General features: G+C 71.8%; 14 protein-coding genes. 11 read left to right on the top strand and 3 right to left on the bottom strand.

The annotated features are described in order from the left end of the window. Positions 1 to 107: 107 nt before the first annotated feature. Positions 108 to 1,160, top strand: coding sequence for a ribosome small subunit-dependent GTPase A (rsgA, locus tag ABGB16_RS13925; protein WP_347668442.1), 1,053 nt, complete (start codon positions 108 to 110; stop codon positions 1,158 to 1,160). A 323-nt stretch (positions 1,161 to 1,483) separates the two neighbouring features. Next, complete coding sequence (uvrA, locus tag ABGB16_RS13920) at positions 1,484 to 4,432, top strand: excinuclease ABC subunit UvrA (protein WP_347668441.1); 2,949 nt, start codon at positions 1,484 to 1,486, stop codon at positions 4,430 to 4,432. Between the two features lie 342 nt (positions 4,433 to 4,774). On the opposite strand, the gene ABGB16_RS13915 is transcribed toward uvrA, so the two are convergent. The 3 genes from ABGB16_RS13915 to ABGB16_RS13905 form a co-directional block, all read right to left on the bottom strand. Then, positions 4,775 to 5,776, bottom strand: coding sequence for a hypothetical protein (locus tag ABGB16_RS13915; protein WP_347668440.1), 1,002 nt, complete (start codon positions 5,774 to 5,776; stop codon positions 4,775 to 4,777). Positions 5,777 to 5,804: 28 nt separating this feature from the next. Beyond that, positions 5,805 to 7,163: a cytochrome P450 gene (locus ABGB16_RS13910; RefSeq protein WP_347668439.1), complete on the bottom strand. Its 1,359-nt coding sequence runs from the start codon at positions 7,161 to 7,163 to the stop codon at positions 5,805 to 5,807. Positions 7,164 to 7,537: 374 nt separating this feature from the next. Further along, positions 7,538 to 7,849: a hypothetical protein gene (locus ABGB16_RS13905; protein WP_347668438.1), complete on the bottom strand. Its 312-nt coding sequence runs from the start codon at positions 7,847 to 7,849 to the stop codon at positions 7,538 to 7,540. Positions 7,850 to 7,980: 131 nt separating this feature from the next. On the opposite strand from ABGB16_RS13905, the gene ABGB16_RS13900 reads away from it, so the two are divergent. From ABGB16_RS13900 to secG, 9 genes are all read left to right on the top strand, one after another. After that, a complete protein-coding gene (locus tag ABGB16_RS13900; protein ID WP_347668437.1) occupies positions 7,981 to 8,448 on the top strand; it encodes a Rieske (2Fe-2S) protein in 468 nt (155 codons plus the stop codon). Between the two features lie 89 nt (positions 8,449 to 8,537). Next, positions 8,538 to 10,583 (top strand): excinuclease ABC subunit UvrC, encoded by a 2,046-nt coding sequence (gene uvrC / locus ABGB16_RS13895; protein WP_347668436.1) that lies wholly within the window; start codon positions 8,538 to 8,540, stop codon positions 10,581 to 10,583. A 208-nt stretch (positions 10,584 to 10,791) separates the two neighbouring features. Then, positions 10,792 to 11,709 (top strand): RNase adapter RapZ, encoded by a 918-nt coding sequence (gene rapZ / locus ABGB16_RS13890; RefSeq protein WP_347668435.1) that lies wholly within the window; start codon positions 10,792 to 10,794, stop codon positions 11,707 to 11,709. Next, positions 11,706 to 12,686: a uridine diphosphate-N-acetylglucosamine-binding protein YvcK gene (yvcK, locus tag ABGB16_RS13885; RefSeq protein WP_347668434.1), complete on the top strand. Its 981-nt coding sequence runs from the start codon at positions 11,706 to 11,708 to the stop codon at positions 12,684 to 12,686. Before rapZ ends, yvcK begins: the two co-directional genes overlap by 4 nt. Positions 12,687 to 12,740: 54 nt before the next feature. Next, complete coding sequence (gene whiA, locus ABGB16_RS13880; protein WP_347668433.1) at positions 12,741 to 13,721, top strand: DNA-binding protein WhiA; 981 nt, start codon at positions 12,741 to 12,743, stop codon at positions 13,719 to 13,721. Between the two features lie 249 nt (positions 13,722 to 13,970). After that, positions 13,971 to 14,975: a type I glyceraldehyde-3-phosphate dehydrogenase gene (gene gap, locus ABGB16_RS13875; protein WP_347668432.1), complete on the top strand. Its 1,005-nt coding sequence runs from the start codon at positions 13,971 to 13,973 to the stop codon at positions 14,973 to 14,975. A 52-nt stretch (positions 14,976 to 15,027) separates the two neighbouring features. Then, the gene (locus ABGB16_RS13870) at positions 15,028 to 16,236 is read left to right on the top strand and encodes a phosphoglycerate kinase (protein WP_347668431.1); all 1,209 of its coding nucleotides are present in this window, start codon (positions 15,028 to 15,030) and stop codon (positions 16,234 to 16,236) included. Next, a complete protein-coding gene (tpiA, locus tag ABGB16_RS13865) occupies positions 16,236 to 17,030 on the top strand; it encodes a triose-phosphate isomerase (RefSeq protein ID WP_347668430.1) in 795 nt (264 codons plus the stop codon). The genes ABGB16_RS13870 and tpiA overlap by 1 nt, the downstream gene beginning before the upstream one ends. 95 nt (positions 17,031 to 17,125) lie before the next feature. Beyond that, on the top strand, positions 17,126 to 17,386 hold the full coding sequence (gene secG / locus ABGB16_RS13860) for a preprotein translocase subunit SecG (protein WP_347668429.1): 261 nt from the start codon (positions 17,126 to 17,128) through the stop codon (positions 17,384 to 17,386). Positions 17,387 to 17,459 lie beyond the last annotated feature (73 nt).

Raw genomic sequence — 17,459 nt, 5'->3', positions numbered from 1 at the left:
TCGGGCTCGGTACGCGGCAGCCGGGACGTCGGAGGAGGTGGTGCCCATGCCGGTCGGAGCACGCGCGTCGCGCCACCGTTTCTTCCTTCGACACCGATGAGGTTTCCATGACCATCGATCTGACTGCCCTCGGCTGGGACGCCGAGCGGGCGGCCCACGTACGCCGGCGCACCGACCAGCGCCCGGGCCGGGTGGCCCGGGTCGACCGCGGCGTGTGCACCGTGCTCGACGCCGACGGCCCCGTGCGGGCCACCCTGGGGGCGGCGGTGCTGTCCGCCGCCGCCCGTGACCTCACCCGGCTGCCCTGCGCGGGCGACTGGGTGCTGCTGCGCACCTGGCCGGACGGCCCGGTGACCGTCGAGTCCGTGCTGCCCCGGCGCACCGCGCTGGTACGCCGCACCGCCGGCAAGGACGCCAGCGGGCAGGTGCTCGCCGCCAACCTCGACGCCGCCGCCGTGGTCGAGCCGGTGCACCCCGAGCCGGACGTCGCCCGCATCGAGCGGCTGCTCTCCCTGGCCCACGAGTCGGGCGCCACGCCGCTGGTGGTGCTCACCAAGGCGGACCTGGCCGCCGACCCGGCGGCGATCGCCCGGCAACTCGCCGGGGTCGCCCCCGGCGTGCCGGTGCTGCCCGTCAGCGCGGAGCGGGGCGTCGGCCTCGACCCGCTGCGCCGGTGGGTCGCGCCGGGCCGCACCCTCGGCCTGCTCGGCCCGTCCGGCGCGGGCAAGTCGAGCCTGGTCAACGCCCTGGCCGGGGCGGTGGTGATGCCGACCCAGGCGATCCGCCGGGTCGACGGCAAGGGCCGGCACACCACCACCTGGCGGGCGCTGGTGCCGGTGCCGGGCGGCGGGGCGGTGCTGGACACCCCGGGGGTACGGGCGGTGGGCCTGCTCGACGGCTCGGCCGGGCTGGACCGGGCCTTCGCCGACATCGCGGAGCTGGCCGTCGGCTGCCGGTACGCGGACTGCTCGCACGAGGCGGAGCCGGGCTGCGCGGTCCGTGACGCCCTGGCCGCGGGCGAGCTGAGCGTCCGCCGGTACGACAGCTGGCGCAAGCTGCAGCGCGAGGTGGCGTACGAGACGCGGCGCCGGGAGGCCCGGGTGGCCGCCGAGCGCCGGGGCGGCTGGCGCGGCGGGCGGCGCCGCACCGCCCGCCCGTGACGGAGGGTGATCAGGAGGGGCGCGAACTCCAAGATCCGCGCAACTTCCTCGGAAGTGTGGCCTCGGGTGCGTCGGCAGGCCACTGTTTCCGGGAAACTGCGCGGATCTTGACCCGGGCGGCGCGGCGGGGCCGCCCCGGGTCCGGCGCGTCCGGTGTGAGCTGGGGGAATGTGCGGGCGCGGAAAGTTGTCGTACCTCGGGGCTAGAGTTGCCGAGGCGCTTCTTCTGCGTCCGCACAACCGCTTCGGGTCGTCCCGGAATCGTCCGGACCTCCCCGGAGCGGACAGATCCTCCTCCTCTTCCTCACCGGGAGTACACGGACAGTGGCCGACCGACTGATCATCCGTGGCGCGCGCGAGCACAATCTGCGTGACGTCAGTCTCGACCTGCCCCGGGACGCCCTGATCGTCTTCACCGGGCTCTCCGGCTCCGGCAAGTCGAGTCTGGCCTTCGACACGATCTTCGCCGAGGGGCAGCGCCGGTACGTGGAGTCGCTGTCGTCGTACGCCCGGCAGTTCCTCGGCCAGATGGACAAGCCGGACGTCGACTTCATCGAGGGGCTCAGCCCGGCCGTCTCCATCGACCAGAAGTCGACCTCGCGCAACCCCCGCTCCACCGTCGGCACCATCACCGAGGTCTACGACTACCTGCGGCTGCTCTTCGCCCGCGTCGGCGAGCCGCACTGCCCGGTCTGCGGCGAGCGGATCTCCAGGCAGACCCCGCAGCAGATCGTCGACCGGGTCCTCGCCATGGCGGAGGGCACCCGGTTCATGGTGCTCGCCCCGGTCGTGCGCGGCCGCAAGGGCGAGTACGTGGACCTGTTCGCCGAGCTGCAGGCCAAGGGGTACGCCCGCGCCCGGGTCGACGGCGTGGTGCACCCGCTGACCGAGCCGCCGAAGCTCAAGAAGCAGGAGAAGCACACCATCGAGGTGGTGATCGACCGGCTCACCGTCAAGGCGAGCGCCAAGCAGCGGCTGACCGACTCGGTCGAGGCCGCGCTCGGGCTGTCCGGCGGGCTGGTCCTGCTCGACTTCGTCGACCTGGCCGAGGACGACCCGGATCGGGAGCGGCGCTACTCCGAGCACCTGGCCTGCCCCAACGACCACCCCCTCGCCATCGAGGACCTGGAGCCCCGGGTCTTCTCCTTCAACGCCCCGTACGGCGCCTGCCCCGAGTGCACCGGCCTCGGCACCAAGAAGGAGGTCGACCCGGAGCTGGTCGTCCCCGACCCGGAGCGCACCCTGCGCGACGGCGCGATCCAGCCCTGGTCCACCGGGCACAACCTGGAGTACTTCCTGCGCCTGCTGGAGGCCCTGGGCGAGGCGGAGCACTTCGACGTCGACACGCCCTGGCGGGCGCTGCCGTCGCGGGCGCAGAAGACGATCCTGCACGGCTCCGACGACCAGGTGCACGTGCGCTACCGCAACAAGTACGGCCGCGAGCGGTCCTACTACACCGGCTTCGAGGGCGTGGTGCAGTGGATCGAGCGCCGGCACTCCGACACCGAGAGCGAGTGGTCCCGGGAGAAGTACGAGGGCTACATGCGGGACGTGCCCTGCGCGGCCTGCGGCGGCGCCCGGCTCAAGCCCGAGGTCCTCGCGGTCACCCTGGCCGGCAAGAGCATCGCCGAGGTGTGCAACCTGTCGGTCGGGGAGTGCGCCGACCTGCTCGCCGGCATCGAGCTGACCGACCGGCAGAAGCTGATCGCCGAGCGGGTGCTCAAGGAGATCAACGCCCGGCTGCGGTTCCTGCTCGACGTCGGCCTGGACTACCTCTCCCTGGACCGCCCGGCCGGCACGCTGTCCGGCGGCGAGGCCCAGCGCATCCGGCTGGCCACCCAGATCGGCTCCGGCCTGGTCGGGGTGCTCTACGTGCTCGACGAACCGTCGATCGGCCTGCACCAGCGGGACAACCACCGCCTCATCGAGACCCTGGTCCGGCTGCGCGGCCTCGGCAACACCCTGATCGTGGTGGAGCACGACGAGGACACCATCCGCACCGCCGACTGGATCGTCGACATCGGCCCCGGCGCGGGCGAGCACGGCGGCCGGATCGTGCACTCCGGCTCGGTGCCCGCCCTGCTGGACAACGCCGAGTCGGTGACCGGGGCGTACCTGTCGGGGCGCAGGCAGATCCCCACGCCGAAGCAGCGCCGGCCGCAGACCCCGGGCCGGGAACTGGTGGTGCACGGGGCGCGCGAGCACAACCTGCGCAACCTGACCGTGTCGTTCCCGCTCGGCCAGCTCATCGCCGTCACCGGGGTCAGCGGCTCGGGCAAGTCGACCCTGGTCAACGACATCCTGCACGCGGTGCTGGCCAACCAGATCAACGGCGCCCGGCACGTGCCGGGCCGGCACACCCGGATCACCGGGCTGGAGCACGTGGACAAGGTCGTCGGCGTCGACCAGTCGCCGATCGGCCGTACGCCCAGGTCGAACCCGGCCACGTACACGGGCGTCTGGGACCACGTCCGCAAGCTGTTCGCCGAGACGACGGAGGCCAAGGTCCGGGGGTACGGGCCGGGCCGGTTCTCGTTCAACGTCAAGGGCGGCCGGTGCGAGGCGTGCTCCGGCGACGGCACCATCAAGATCGAGATGAACTTCCTGCCCGACGTGTACGTCCCGTGCGAGGTGTGCAAGGGCGCCCGGTACAACCGGGAGACCCTGGAGGTGCACTACAAGGGCAAGACCGTCTCCGACGTGCTGGAGATGCCGATCGAGGAGGCGGCGGAGTTCTTCTCCGCCATCCCGGCCATCCACCGGCACCTCAAGACGCTGGTCGACGTCGGCCTCGGCTACGTCCGGCTCGGCCAGCCCGCGCCGACGCTCTCCGGCGGCGAGGCCCAGCGGGTCAAGCTGGCCTCCGAGCTGCAGAAGCGGTCCACGGGGCGGACGGTGTACGTGCTCGACGAGCCGACCACCGGCCTGCACTTCGAGGACATCCGCAAGCTGCTGATGGTGCTGGAGGGCCTGGTCGACAAGGGCAACACGGTGATCACCATCGAGCACAACCTCGACGTGATCAAGACGGCCGACTGGCTGATCGACATGGGGCCGGAGGGCGGCCACCGGGGCGGCACCGTGCTGGCCACGGGCACCCCGGAGGAGGTCGCGGAGGTGCCGGAGAGCCACACCGGCCGGTTCCTGCGCCAGGTGCTCAAGCTCGACGGCGAAGCCAGGGGCGCCGCCGCGGCCACCGGCCGGGCCGCGAAGGCCAACGGCGGCGGCACCCGCTCCCGGGCCGCCCGGAAGGTGCCCGCGGGCACGCGTTGAGTCGACGGTCGGGCGAGGGGGCGGCGCCGTCCCGCCCCTCGCCCCTTTCTCCGCCAATGAGCTTGTCCGAACTTCGTTGTCGCTGGTGGGTGCCGGTCGACAGGACGACCGGCGCCGCTCAACCAGAGGCCAGCCAGATGGTTGTCTTCTGGGTGGTGGGGACGATCTTCACCGACGCGACCCGTTCGGCACCAGCCGTGTCGACACCGTTCCGTGATCTGGACCAACCCCCGATGATCGTCCCCGTGGACCCCGAAGTGATCACCCTGCCGACCTCGGGTCGAGCCGCGATCATCGCCTTGTCAACCACCACCTACCAGGGAGAACGAGGTCTGGACACGCTCAATTGGCCCGCGGACTCGCCGCCGCGTCCCTGGCCGGGTCCGCGGGTTCCACGGCGTAGCGGAGGGAGTGCTGCTGCCAGTCGTGGGCTCCGCGCATGACGGTGTGCAGGGCGTCCGTGCGGAACCGGTCGACCGCGTGGCGCTCGACCGGGTCGAGGGCGAGGTGCTCGGCGAGCTCGGGCAGCGCCGCTTCGAGGCGGAGGAAGCGCTCGATGCGGGTGCGGATCATGGCGCACACCGTATCGATCGCCTCGCCCCGGGTGCGGCCGTCCTGCTGCTCCAGTAACACGAGGTTGTGGTCGCCGACTGCCTCCTCCTTCTCCACGGAGACGATTTCGTTGTCGAGCACGACGACCTCAGCGGCGATCAGGCGCATCGCGGCCATGGCGTCGCTGTCGTAGACCCTGGTCGGCACCTCATAGTGCCCGATACGTTCGGCGAGGTCGAGAATGGGTTGGACGCCCGCGGTGTGGCTTCGCACCGCGAGGTGTTCTGCCCGGGTGGGGCCCGAGGCGCGGGCGCGGTGCTCCGCCTCGGTCGCATGTCCTGACAGATAGGCGCGCCAGTTGGCGGCCGCACGGGCGCACCAGGCCGCCGACATGCCCTCACGGCTGCGCTTCCACAGGTCGGCGAACGCACGCACGAGCGGCATCGGGTGTACGGCACCGGGCTCCCGCGGGTCCCGCAGCTCGCCGAGGACGGCGTCGATCAGCTGTGTAGCCCGCTGCGGGTTGCGGCCCCAGGTCCCGTCGAACTGGTCGTCGAACAGGAAGAACCAGCTCATCTGGTCGACGGCAAGGTCGAGGTCGGCCCCGGTGGCCGCCGGGTGGAAGCGTCCCGCGAGCTCCGGGTAGCGGCCCTGCAGGTGCCGCAGTTCCGCCGCCTCGTCGGGCAGCAGGCCGTAGGAGCGCGGCCAGGCCAGGTGGCGCGTCGCGGCGGGCCCGACCCATGAACTGATCCGGGTGGCGAACGGGATATACGTGGCAACGCCCTGTGGCATTGATGTCCTTCCCTGTCCCGCGTCGGGCTCAGCGCGGGATCGGCAGCATGGACAGTCCGTCGGCCTGCACCAGCGCCACCGGCACTTCCCGCACCCGGCACCCGGGGGCGCGCTCCATGCGCCACCGCCGGATGATCGTAACGGCGGCGATCAGGATCACGTGCTGGGCGAAGTGCTCGCCGAGGCACCCGTGCTTGCCGGTGGCGAACGGCATGAAGGCGGCGCGGGGCAGGTCCGCGGTGCGCCCATCGAGCCAGCGCGCCGGGTCGAAGCGCATGCCATGGTCGAAGTGCTTGGAGTCGCGGTGCAGGGTGGTGAGGCTGAATGCGATGTCCGCGCCCGCCTCGATGCGGTAGCCGCCGAGGTCGGCGGCCTGGACCGCGCGGCGGGTGAGCAGCCAGGTGGGCGTGTGCAGGCGGATCGTCTCCTTGACCACGCTCCATGTGTATTCCAGTGTGTTCAGGTTCTCGAAGGTGAGTGGCGCGTCGCCGATCTTATCGCACACCTCCTCGTAGACACGGCGCTCCACCTCGGGGCACTGGTCGAGCTCGTGGAAGAGCCACGAGAGCGTCGTGCCGGGTGCTTCGGCCCCCGACACCACCAGGTTGACGACCTCGTCGCGCAGTTGCTCCGGCCCCATCTGGTCCTGGACGTCCATGACCATGTCGAGAATGGTCATCCGGTCGCCTCCGTCCCCCTTCCTGGCCTCGTATCGGGAGACGATGTCATCGACGGCGGCGGTCATCTGGGACCTGGCTCGGTTGAACCGGCGGTTGACCGGGAACGGGAGTTTCTCGAACCACGTCGCCGGATACAGCGACTGGGCGACGATTCCGGCCATGAAGGCCCAGGTCGCTTCCTTGACCTGGCTGGCCGCCGTATCGGCGAGTTCGCTGCTGAACAGCGCGCGGGTGAACATGTCCAGGCCCAGGCTGTGCATCTGCCGGTTCATGTCGAACGCGGTGCCCGGGACCCACGCGCCGGTCTTGACCTCGGCCTCTGCCACCATGGCGTCGGTGTACTGCGCGATGCGCCGACGGTGCAGCGCCGGCTGCACCAGGCGCCGCTGCCTGTGGTGCAGGTCCCCCTCGGCCACCACCAGGCCCTGGCCGAGCACCTTGGCGGCCTTGTCGAAGATAATGCCCCGGGTGAAGTTCTCGACCCGCGCCACCAGGATATCGTCGACCAGGTCGAGCGAGTTGACCACATGCACCGGGCGCCGGCCAAGATAGATGGTCACCACATCGCCCAGGGGTAGCAACGAGGCCATGAAGTCGAGCGGGGAGCGCAGCAGCGCGGGAAGATGGCCGACCCCCGGCAGTCGGTGTGGCGCGACCGGTGGAGTGGCGCCGTGGGATGTGTCCAGAAGGCTGGGAGAAGTAGTCATGTTACTTCCAAGTGGTTTCGGGAGTGCATCACGAAACGTGGTGCCTCGATTGCGGCGAACGCCCTCTGGGAAGAGGGTAGAATAGAGCCAGTTCGATGGCAAGCACCGATTCGCGGCCTTGAGTGCAGCTCTGCTGCCCCAACGTATCGAGAAGGCGCTCGGTCATTAGCTGAGGGTTGGCCGCGCGTCAGTCCTTCCCTTCGCCCCTGCTCGACGAGATGAGGAGCGCGAGGAACCCTGGCACTCCAATGGCAAGGGCGATCGCCTGGACTTTCAGTAAGGGGCCGATATAGATCAAAATTGCCACCGGGGCTTTGGGTGGCGACGTTCGACCCCGTGGAGTGTAAGCGCCGTGGAAAGATACGTCACGAAGGCTAATCCCGGACCATCATGGCCTGCTGAGGATCAAGTCTGGATCGATTGGCTATCTGCGGATCGTCGTGTTGCGACAGTTCACCTTCCGTGAGAACCGCAGATCGGTCGACTGCTGATTCCATGGCGAGTGTCGACGCCAGAAAGGTGACCCGGGCTTGACCGGCCTGGACGGCGCCAATATCGGCGAACGCCTCGCGAATCGTGTCCAAGATTGCCATGGCCGGGGTGGCGGTGAGGTTCGCGATGGTCGCGCGGAGTTGAGCATTGATGTCAGGCGTCGCGATGAAATTTGAGCGATGCCCTTGATCCACGAGGTCTGGACACGCTCAATCATCGGCAAAGGGCCGGGGTGTCCGCATGGGCGGTGGTGAACCGTCGGGCACAGTGTTGCGTGCATCACGGTTGGCCGTACGAGCGCGGCCGACTGACGAGAGGGGCACAGATGAGTGACGAGCAGGCGCAGACCGGGCCGGGCACGCGGACGCGGCGGGCGCTGCTCGCCGGGGCCGGGGCGGTGGGCGCGGCGGTCGTCCTGTCGGCCTGCGGCGACGACGGGGACAGCGACGGCGGCGCCGCCCCGAGCAGCGGCGGCCCGCAGGCCACGGCCTCCGGCGGGGCCTCGACCGGCGCGCTCGCCCACACCACCGACATCCCGGTGGGCGGCGGCGTGATCTACGCCAGCAAGGGCGTGGTGGTCACCCAGCCCGCGGCCGGCCAGTTCAAGGGCTTCGACTCGATCTGCACCCACCAGGGCTGCCCCGTCTCGAACGTCGACGGCGGCACCATCAACTGCACCTGCCACAACAGCAGGTTCTCGATCGCCGACGGCTCGGTGAAGGGCGGCCCGGCGACCAAGCCGCTGCCACCCAAGGAGATCCGCGTCGACGGCGACCAGATCACCCTGGCGTGACCCGGTCCCGGCCGGCGCGGGCGCCGCGCCGGCCGGGACCGGCGGATCGGCGCGGTCGGACTGTCGGGCGCGGCGGCTAGTCTCGCAGTGTGGCTGACCCCTCGACGTACCGTCCCGCGCCCGGCACCATCCCCGAGTCCCCGGGGGTCTACCGGTTCCGCGACGGCACCGGCCGGGTGATCTACGTCGGCAAGGCGAAGAACCTGCGCAGCCGGCTCAACTCCTACTTCGCCGACCTGTGGGGGCTGCACCAGCGCACCCAGCAGATGGTGACCACCGCCGAGTCGGTCGACTGGGTCACCGTCGCCACCGAGGTCGAGGCCCTCCAGCTCGAATACACCTGGATCAAGCAGTACGACCCGAAGTTCAACGTCCGCTACCGCGACGACAAGTCGTACCCGTACCTGGCCGTCACCCTCGACGAGGAGTTCCCGCGGCTGCAGGTGATGCGCGGCGCGAAGCGCAAGGGGGTGCGCTACTTCGGGCCGTACTCGCACGCCTGGGCGATCCGCGAGACGCTCGACCTGCTGCTGCGGGTCTTCCCCGCGCGGACCTGCTCGTCGGGGGTCTTCAAGCGGGCCGGGCAGGTCGGTCGGCCCTGCCTGCTCGGCTACATCGGCAAGTGCTCCGCGCCCTGCGTGGGCAGCGTCACCGCCGACGAGCACCGCAGGATCGTCGACGGCTTCTGCGACTTCATGGCCGGGCGCACCGACACCATGGTCCGCCGGCTCGAACGCGAGATGACCGAGGCCAGCGAGCAGTTGGAGTTCGAGCGGGCCGCCCGGCTGCGCGACGACGTCGCGGCGCTGCGCCGGGCCATGGAGAAGCAGACCGTGGTGCTCGGCGACGGCACCGACGCCGACGTCGTCGCGTTCGCCGACGACCCCCTCGAAGCGGCCGTCCAGGTGTTCCACGTCCGCGACGGCCGGGTCCGCGGCCAGCGCGGCTGGGTCGTGGAGAAGACCGAGGACCTGACCGCCGGCGACCTGGTGCACCACTTCTGCACCCAGGTGTACGGCGGCGAGCAGGGCGAGGCCGACGTGCCCCGCGAGCTGCTGGTGCCCGCCCTGCCCGGCGACGTCGACGCGCTCGCCGACTGGCTGTCGGGCCGCCGGGGCAGCCGGGTGTCCCTGCGGGTGCCCCAGCGGGGCGACAAGCGGGCGCTGCTGGAGACGGTGGAACGCAACGCGCGCGACGCGCTGGCCCGGCACAAGCTCAGGCGGGCCGGCGACCTGACCACCCGCAGCCGGGCCCTCGACGAGATCGCCGAGGCCCTGGGCATGCGCACCTCGCCGCTGCGCATCGAGTGCTTCGACGTCTCCCAGATCCAGGGCACCGACGTCGTGGCCAGCATGGTGGTCTTCGAGGACGGCCTGCCCCGCAAGAGCGAGTACCGCCGGTTCGTCGTCCGGGGCGCCACCGACGACCTGTCCGCCATGTCCGAGGTGCTGCGCCGGCGCTTCGCCCGCTACCTCGACGTGCGCGCCGAGACCGGCGAGGTCGGCGTGGAGACCGCCGCCGACCCGGACCGGCCGGGCGGCGAGGACGCCGCCCCGCCCACGTCTGACGAGCCGCGGTTCGGCGCCCTCGACCCCACGACGGGGCGGCCGCGCAGGTTCGCGTACCCGCCACAGCTGGTGGTGGTCGACGGCGGTCCGCCGCAGGTCGCGGCGGCCGCCCAGGCGCTGGCCGAGCTGGGCGTCGACGACGTCGCGCTGTGCGGGCTGGCCAAGAGGCTGGAGGAGGTGTGGCTGCCCGACGACGACTTCCCGGTCATCCTGCCGCGCACCTCCGAGGCGCTCTACCTGCTGCAACGCGTCCGCGACGAGGCGCACCGGTTCGCCATCACGTTCCACCGGCAGCGTCGTTCCAAGCGGATGACCGCCTCGGCGCTGGACAGCATCCCCGGGCTGGGGGAGGTGCGGCGCAAGGCGCTGCTGCGGCACTTCGGCTCGCTCAAGCGGCTCGCGGCGGCGTCGGTCGAGGAGATCACGGAGGTCCAGGGCGTCGGCCGGCGCACCGCCGAGGCGATCATGGCGGCGCTCAACCCGGACGCGGACGCCCCGGCGCCGGCCCCGGCTCCGGCCCCGGCCCCGGCGGCGTCGGATCCTGCGGGGCCCGACGGGCGGGCTTGATCCCCCACGTCGCCGACGTCGGGGGTGTCGAGGCCGTCGGGACCGCGCGAGGTCCCGGGGTGTGGGCTGCCGGGATGCCGCCATGTCGGCGACATGAAGTCGGTCATGGGCAGGCTAGGCGGCCGGTCGGCCGGGGCGGGATAGAGTCGCTGACTGACCCATGCGCGGCCGGGCACCGGCCGCCGCGTACGGCCCGGGGGAGTAGGCAGTGAACGAGGCGCGGACCGACCACGACGCGGTCGTCGGCCAGCCGGCGGCGGCGGAGCCGGACACCACCCTGGTGGTGGTGACCGGGCTGTCCGGTGGCGGTCGCAGCACCGTGGCCCGGGCGCTGGAGAACGTCGGCTACTACGTGGTGGACAACCTGCCCCAGGCGCTGATGCTCGACATGGCCGAGCTGGCCGTCAAGGCCGGCGGCGCCGCCCGGCGTACCGCGATGGTGCTGGACGTGCGCTCGCGCGCCTTCTCCACCGACCTGGCCGGGGCGATCCGGGAGCTGAAGGAGCGCGGCTTCTCCCCCCGGGTGGTCTTCGTCGACGCCGACGACGAGGTGCTGATCCGCCGCTTCGAGAGCGTCCGGCGCTCGCACCCGTTGCAGGGCGACGGCCGGCTCGCCGACGGCATCGCCGTCGAGCGGGGCCTGCTGGAGGAGGCCCGGGACCAGGCCGACGTGATCATCGACACCAGCCACCTGAACGTCAACCAGCTGCGCCGCCGCATCGAGGAGCTGTTCGGCGGCGAGGACGCCCGCCGGCTGCGGATCACCGTGCTCTCCTTCGGCTTCAAGTACGGCCTGCCGCCCGACGCGGACTTCGTCCTCGACGCCCGGTTCCTGCCGAATCCGTACTGGGTGCCCGAGCTGCGGGAGCACACCGGCCGGGAGGAGGCCGTCAGCTCGTACGTGCTGGGCCAGGAGGGCGCGGAGGCGTTCGTCGGGGCGTACGCCGACCTGGTCAACGCCACCACGGTCGGCTTCGAGCGGGAGGGCAAGCGCTACCTGACCGTGGCGGTCGGCTGCACCGGCGGCAAGCACCGCAGCGTCGCCATCGCCGAGGAACTGGCCGGCCGGCTGCGCCAGTCCGGCATCGCCGCCAACGCCCAGCACCGGGACCTGGGGCGGGAGTGACCGCGACGAGGGTGGTCGCCTTCGGCGGCGGACACGGGCTGTCGGCGTCCCTGCGGGCGCTGCGCCGGTGCGCCCCCGAACTCGACCTGGACATCACCGCCGTGGTCACCGTCGGCGACGACGGGGGCTCCAGCGGCCGGCTGCGCGCCCGCCGGGGCGGCCTGCCGCCGGGCGACCTGCGCCAGGCGCTGGTGGCCCTCGCGGGCGACCACCCGGCCACCCGGCGCAGCGCGAAGCTGTTCCAGCACCGCTTCGCCGGCACGCCCGGCGACCCCGCGGACAGCGACGACGGGCTGGCCGGGCACGCGGTCGGCAACCTGGTGCTCTGCGGCCTGGTCGAGCTGCTCGGCGACCCGGTGGCCGCGCTGGAGCACGCCGGGGCGATGCTCGGCGCGGTGGGCCGGGTGCTGCCGATGTCCCGTCAGCCGGTGGGCATCGAGGCCCGGGTGCGGGGCGCCGATCCGGCGTACCCGGAGGAGGTGCGCACGCTGCGCGGGCAGCACCAGGTGGCGGTGACCACGGGGCGGGTGGAGTCGCTGCGGCTGACCCCGGCCGCGCCCGCCGCCTGCGCGGAGGCGGTGTCGGCGACCGCCGAGGCGGACTGGCTGATCTTCGGCCCGGGCAGCTGGTACACCAGCGTGCTGCCGCACCTGCTGGTGCCGGGGCTGGCCGCCGCGATCGTCGCGAGCTCCGCCCGCCGGCTGGTCACGCTCAACCTGGCGGCGGAGAAGGAGACCCTAGGGCTGTCCCTGGCCGACCATCTGGACACCCTGCGGCACTATCTGCCCGAGCTGACGGTCGACCTGGTGCTGGCCGACTCCAAGGCGGTGGGCGATCCCGGACCGGTCCAGCGTGCGGCAGAATCGCTGGGTGCCCGGCTGGTCCTCGCCCCGGTCGCCGTCACCGACGGCGAACCCCGTCACGATCCGGCCGCTCTGGGCGCCGCGCTGGTGCCTGTCCTGCGCGCCGATCGTTAGACACGTACGTAATCTCCGGCGACACGCCGGAACCGGTCCGTGAGGGGGCGCACAATGGCGATGACGGCTGCGGTCAAGGACGAGCTGAGCCGGGTGGACGTGCCCAAGCCCTGCTGCCGGCGGGCGGAGATGGCGGCGCTGCTGCGGTTCGCCGGCGGGCTGCACATCGTCTCCGGTCGGGTGGTGGTCGAGGCCGAGCTCGACACCGGGGCGGTGGCCCGGCGGCTGCGCCGGGAGGTCGCCGAGGTGTACGGCTACTCGAGCGAGATCCACGTACTGGCCTCGGGCGGGCTGCGCAAGGGCAGCCACTTCATCGTGCGGGTGGTCAAGGACGGCGAGGCCCTCGCGCGGCAGACCGGGCTGCTGGACGTGCGGGGCCGCCCGGTGCGCGGCCTGCCGCCGCACGTGGTGGCCGCGAACGTCTGCTGCGCCGTGTCGGCGTGGCGGGGGGCGTTCATGGCGCACGGCTCGCTGACCGAGCCGGGCCGCTCCAGCGCCCTGGAGATCACCTGCCCGGGGCCGGAGTCGGCGCTCGCCCTGGTCGGCGCGGCCCGCCGGATCGGCATCACCGCGAAGAACCGTGAGGTGCGCAACGTCGACCGGGTGGTGGTCAAGGACGGCGACGCCATCGCCGCGCTGCTCACCCGCATCGGCGCGCACTCCAGCGTCCTCGCCTGGGAGGAGCGCCGGGTGCGCCGTGAGGTCCGGGCGACGGCCAACCGCCTGGCCAACTTCGACGACGCCAACCTGCGCCGCTCGGCGCGGGCGGCGGTCGCCGCCGCCGCCCGGGTCACCCGCGCGCTGGAGATCCTGGCCGACGACGCCCCCCACCACCTGACCTCCGCGGGGCGGCTGCGCCTGGAGCACCGGCAGGCGTCGCTGGAGGAGCTGGGCGCGCTCGCCGACCCGCCGCTGACCAAGGACGCCATCGCCGGGCGGATCCGCCGGCTGCTGGCGCTGGCCGACAAGCGGGCCCGGGACCTGGGCATCCCGGATACCGAAGCGGCCGTCACGCCCGACATGCTCGTGGTCTGATAGGACGGTGGACGGGATCACCACCCCGCGCGGCGCGGTGTCGCCCGCTCGGATAGGGTCGCTGCGTACGGCAAGGGGGCCGGCACTGGCACTCCTCGCCGTACTCACCGCCTCGGGCGGTCAGGGTCTCTCAGACTGCGGCGGGGCGGCCGACTTGAACTGTCAACGGCCGGCTCCAACGGTCGGCGCACACCATCTCGCCGGCCCAGGGCGGACGCCGGCGGATCAGAACGCGAGGAGATGGGACCTGTGACCATCCGGGTTGGCATCAACGGCTTCGGCCGCATCGGCCGCAACTTCTTCCGGGCCACGCTGGCGTCCGGCGCGGACATCGAGGTCGTGGCCGTGAACGACCTGACCGACAACGCGACGCTCGCCCACCTTGTCAAGTACGACAGCATCCTGGGCCGCCTCCCGCACGAGGTCAAGGCGACCGACGACGAGATCACTGTGGGCGGCCACACCATCAAGGCGTACGCGGAGCGGGACCCGGCGAAGCTGCCGTGGGGCGACGCCGGCGTGGACGTGGTCATCGAGTCCACCGGCTTCTTCACCGACGCCACGAAGGCGAAGGCGCACATCGACGGCGGGGCCAAGAAGGTCATCATCTCGGCGCCGGCGAAGAACGAGGACGTCACGGTCGTCATGGGTGTCAACCACGACCAGTACGACCCGGCCAAGCACACCATCATCTCGAACGCCTCCTGCACCACCAACTGCCTCGCCCCGATGGCGAAGGTCCTGCACGACACGTTCGGCATCGAGCGGGGCCTGATGACGACCATCCACGCGTACACGCAGGACCAGAACCTGCAGGACGCGCCGCACTCGGACCTGCGCCGGGCCCGGGCCGCCGCGCTGAACATCGTTCCGACCTCCACCGGCGCCGCGAAGGCGATCGGCCTGGTGCTGCCGGAGCTCAAGGGCAAGCTCGACGGGTACGCGCTGCGGGTGCCGATCCCCACCGGCTCGACCACCGACCTGACCGTCACGGTCGGCCGGGAGACCACGGTGGACGAGGTCAACGCCGCGCTCAAGGCCGCGTCCGAGGGCCCGCTCAAGGGCATCCTCAGCTACAACGAGGACCCGATCGTCTCCGCCGACATCGTGACCGACCCGGCGTCCTGCATCTTCGACGCGCCGCTGACCAAGGTGATCGGCAACCAGGTCAAGGTCGTCGGCTGGTACGACAACGAGTGGGGCTACTCGAACCGCCTGGTGGACCTGGTCAAGCTGGTGGGGCAGTCACTGTGAGCGCGAGGAGTGAGCTTGCGAGCCCCGCAGTCGTGAGCGGAAGGTCGGCTCTGTGACGATCAAGACGCTCGACGATCTGCTCGCCGAGGGGGTGTCGGGTCGGCGCGTGCTGGTGCGCGCCGACCTGAACGTCCCGCTCGACAAGCAGACCGGCGCCATCACTGACGACGGACGCATCCGGGCGGTGCTGCCGACGTTGACCGCCCTGACCGGGGCGGGCGCCAGGGTCGTGGTGTTCTCGCACCTGGGCCGCCCGAAGGGCGAGCCGAACCCGCAGTACAGCCTCCGCCCCGTCGCCGCCCGCCTCGGCGAGCTGCTCGGCGCCGAGGTCCGGTTCGCCGAGGACACGGTCGGCGACTCCGCCCGGTCCGCGGTGGACGCGCTCGCCGACGGCGAGGTCGCCGTGCTGGAGAACCTGCGGTTCAACAAGGGGGAGACCAGCAAGGACGACGCCGAGCGGGGCGCGTTCGCCGACCAGCTCGCCGCGCTCGGCGAGGCGTACGTCGACGACGCGTTCGGCGCGGTGCACCGCAAGCACGCCAGCGTCTACGACGTGCCGGCCCGGCTGCCGCACTTCGCCGGCCGGCTGGTGCTGCGCGAGGTGGAGGTGCTGTCCAGGCTGACCGGGGAGCCGGAGCGGCCGTACGTGGTGGTGCTCGGCGGCTCGAAGGTCTCCGACAAGCTCGGGGTGATCGAGGCGCTGCTGCCGAAGGTCGACCGGCTGCTCATCGGCGGCGGGATGTGCTTCACCTTCCTCAAGGCCCAGGGCCTGGAGGTGGGCACCTCGCTGCTGGAGGAGGAGATGGTGCAGACCTGCCGCAACCTGCTGGAGCGGTCCGAGGGCAAGATCATGCTCCCGGTCGACGTGGTGGCGGCGGACGCGTTCTCGCCCGACGCCGCGCACGACGTGGTCCGGGTCGACGGCATCCCCAGCCACCGGCTCGGGCTCGACATCGGCCCGGAGACGGTCGCCGGGTTCGCCGCCGCCCTCACGGAGGCCGCCGGCGCGCGGACGATCTTCTGGAACGGCCCGATGGGCGTGTTCGAGATGGCGCCGTACGCCGACGGCACCCGCGGCGTCGCCCAGGCGATCGCCGAGTCCAAGGCGTTCACCGTCGTCGGGGGCGGCGACTCCGCCGCGGCGGTGCGGGCGCTCGGGCTGGACGAGAAGTCGTTCGACCACATCTCCACCGGCGGCGGCGCCTCCCTGGAGTACCTGGAGGGCAACCCCCTCCCCGGCATCGCGGCGCTGGAGGACTGATGGCGGCCCCCACCACCCGCCGGCCGCTGATGGCCGGCAACTGGAAGATGAACCTCAACCACCTCGAGGCCAACCTGCTGGTGCAGAAGCTGGCCGCGAGCCTGACCGAGAAGCAGCTCACCGAGGTCGAGACCGTGGTGCTGCCGCCGTACACCGACCTGCGTACCGTGCAGACTGCGGTGGACGGCGACAAGCTGCTCATCGGCTACGGCGCGCAGGACCTGTCGCCGTACCAGTCGGGGGCGTTCACCGGGGACATCTCGGGGCCGATGCTGACGAAGCTCGGCTGCACGTACGTGGTGGTCGGCCACTCCGAGCGGCGGACGTACCACCACGAGGACGACGCCACGGTCAACCTCAAGGTGGCGGCGGCGCTGTCCAACGGGCTCACCCCGATCCTGTGCGTCGGCGAGGGCCTGGAGGTCCGCGAGGAGCTGCGGCACGTGCCGCACTGCTGCGACCAGCTCGACGCCGCGCTGCAGGGGCTCACCGCTGAGCAGGTGACCAAGGTGGTCGTGGCGTACGAGCCGGTCTGGGCGATCGGGACGGGCAAGACGGCCACTCCGGAGGACGCCCAGGAGGTGTGCGGGGCGGTCCGTAAGCGGCTGGCCGAGAACTTCGGCCAGGCCACCGCGGAGCAGGTCCGGATCCTCTACGGCGGGTCGGTGAAGTCCTCCAACGTCGGCGCGATCATGGCCCAGCCGGACGTGGACGGGGCCCTGGTGGGCGGCGCGAGCCTCGACGCCGAGGAATTCGCCAAGATCTGCCGGTTCCCGGAGCACATCAGCGCCTGACGGCTCGCTATCCTTGACTCCGCCCGTCCGCCGGTCGGTGCCGCCGTGCCCGACCTGCCCGGGCGAGGATCGCTACGAGAGGACTGACCCCAGCCATGCCGATCTGGTTCGCATACACGTTGATCGTGTTGCTGATCATCACGAGCGTCCTGCTCACCATGCTGATCCTGCTGCACCGAGGCAAGGGCGGCGGGCTGTCGAGCATGTTCGGTGGTGGCGTCAGCTCCAGCCTCGCCGGTTCCTCGGTGGCCGAGAAGAACCTCGACCGCTACACGGTGCTGGTGGGCATCGTCTGGTTCGCCTGCATCGTGGGGCTGGGGCTGTGGTTGCGCCTCCAGCTCGCCAGCGGGGCCTGACAGCGAGCCTGTCGAGTCGTACAGACTGCGCGCGGTCCGTCATCTGACGGGCCGCGCGCAGTCGTTTCCGCCC

The organism is Micromonospora sp. B11E3, from assembly GCF_039871625.1.
In the GTDB taxonomy this organism is placed as follows: domain Bacteria; phylum Actinomycetota; class Actinomycetes; order Mycobacteriales; family Micromonosporaceae; genus Micromonospora.
This window is presented reverse-complemented; position numbering and strand designations above follow the sequence as displayed.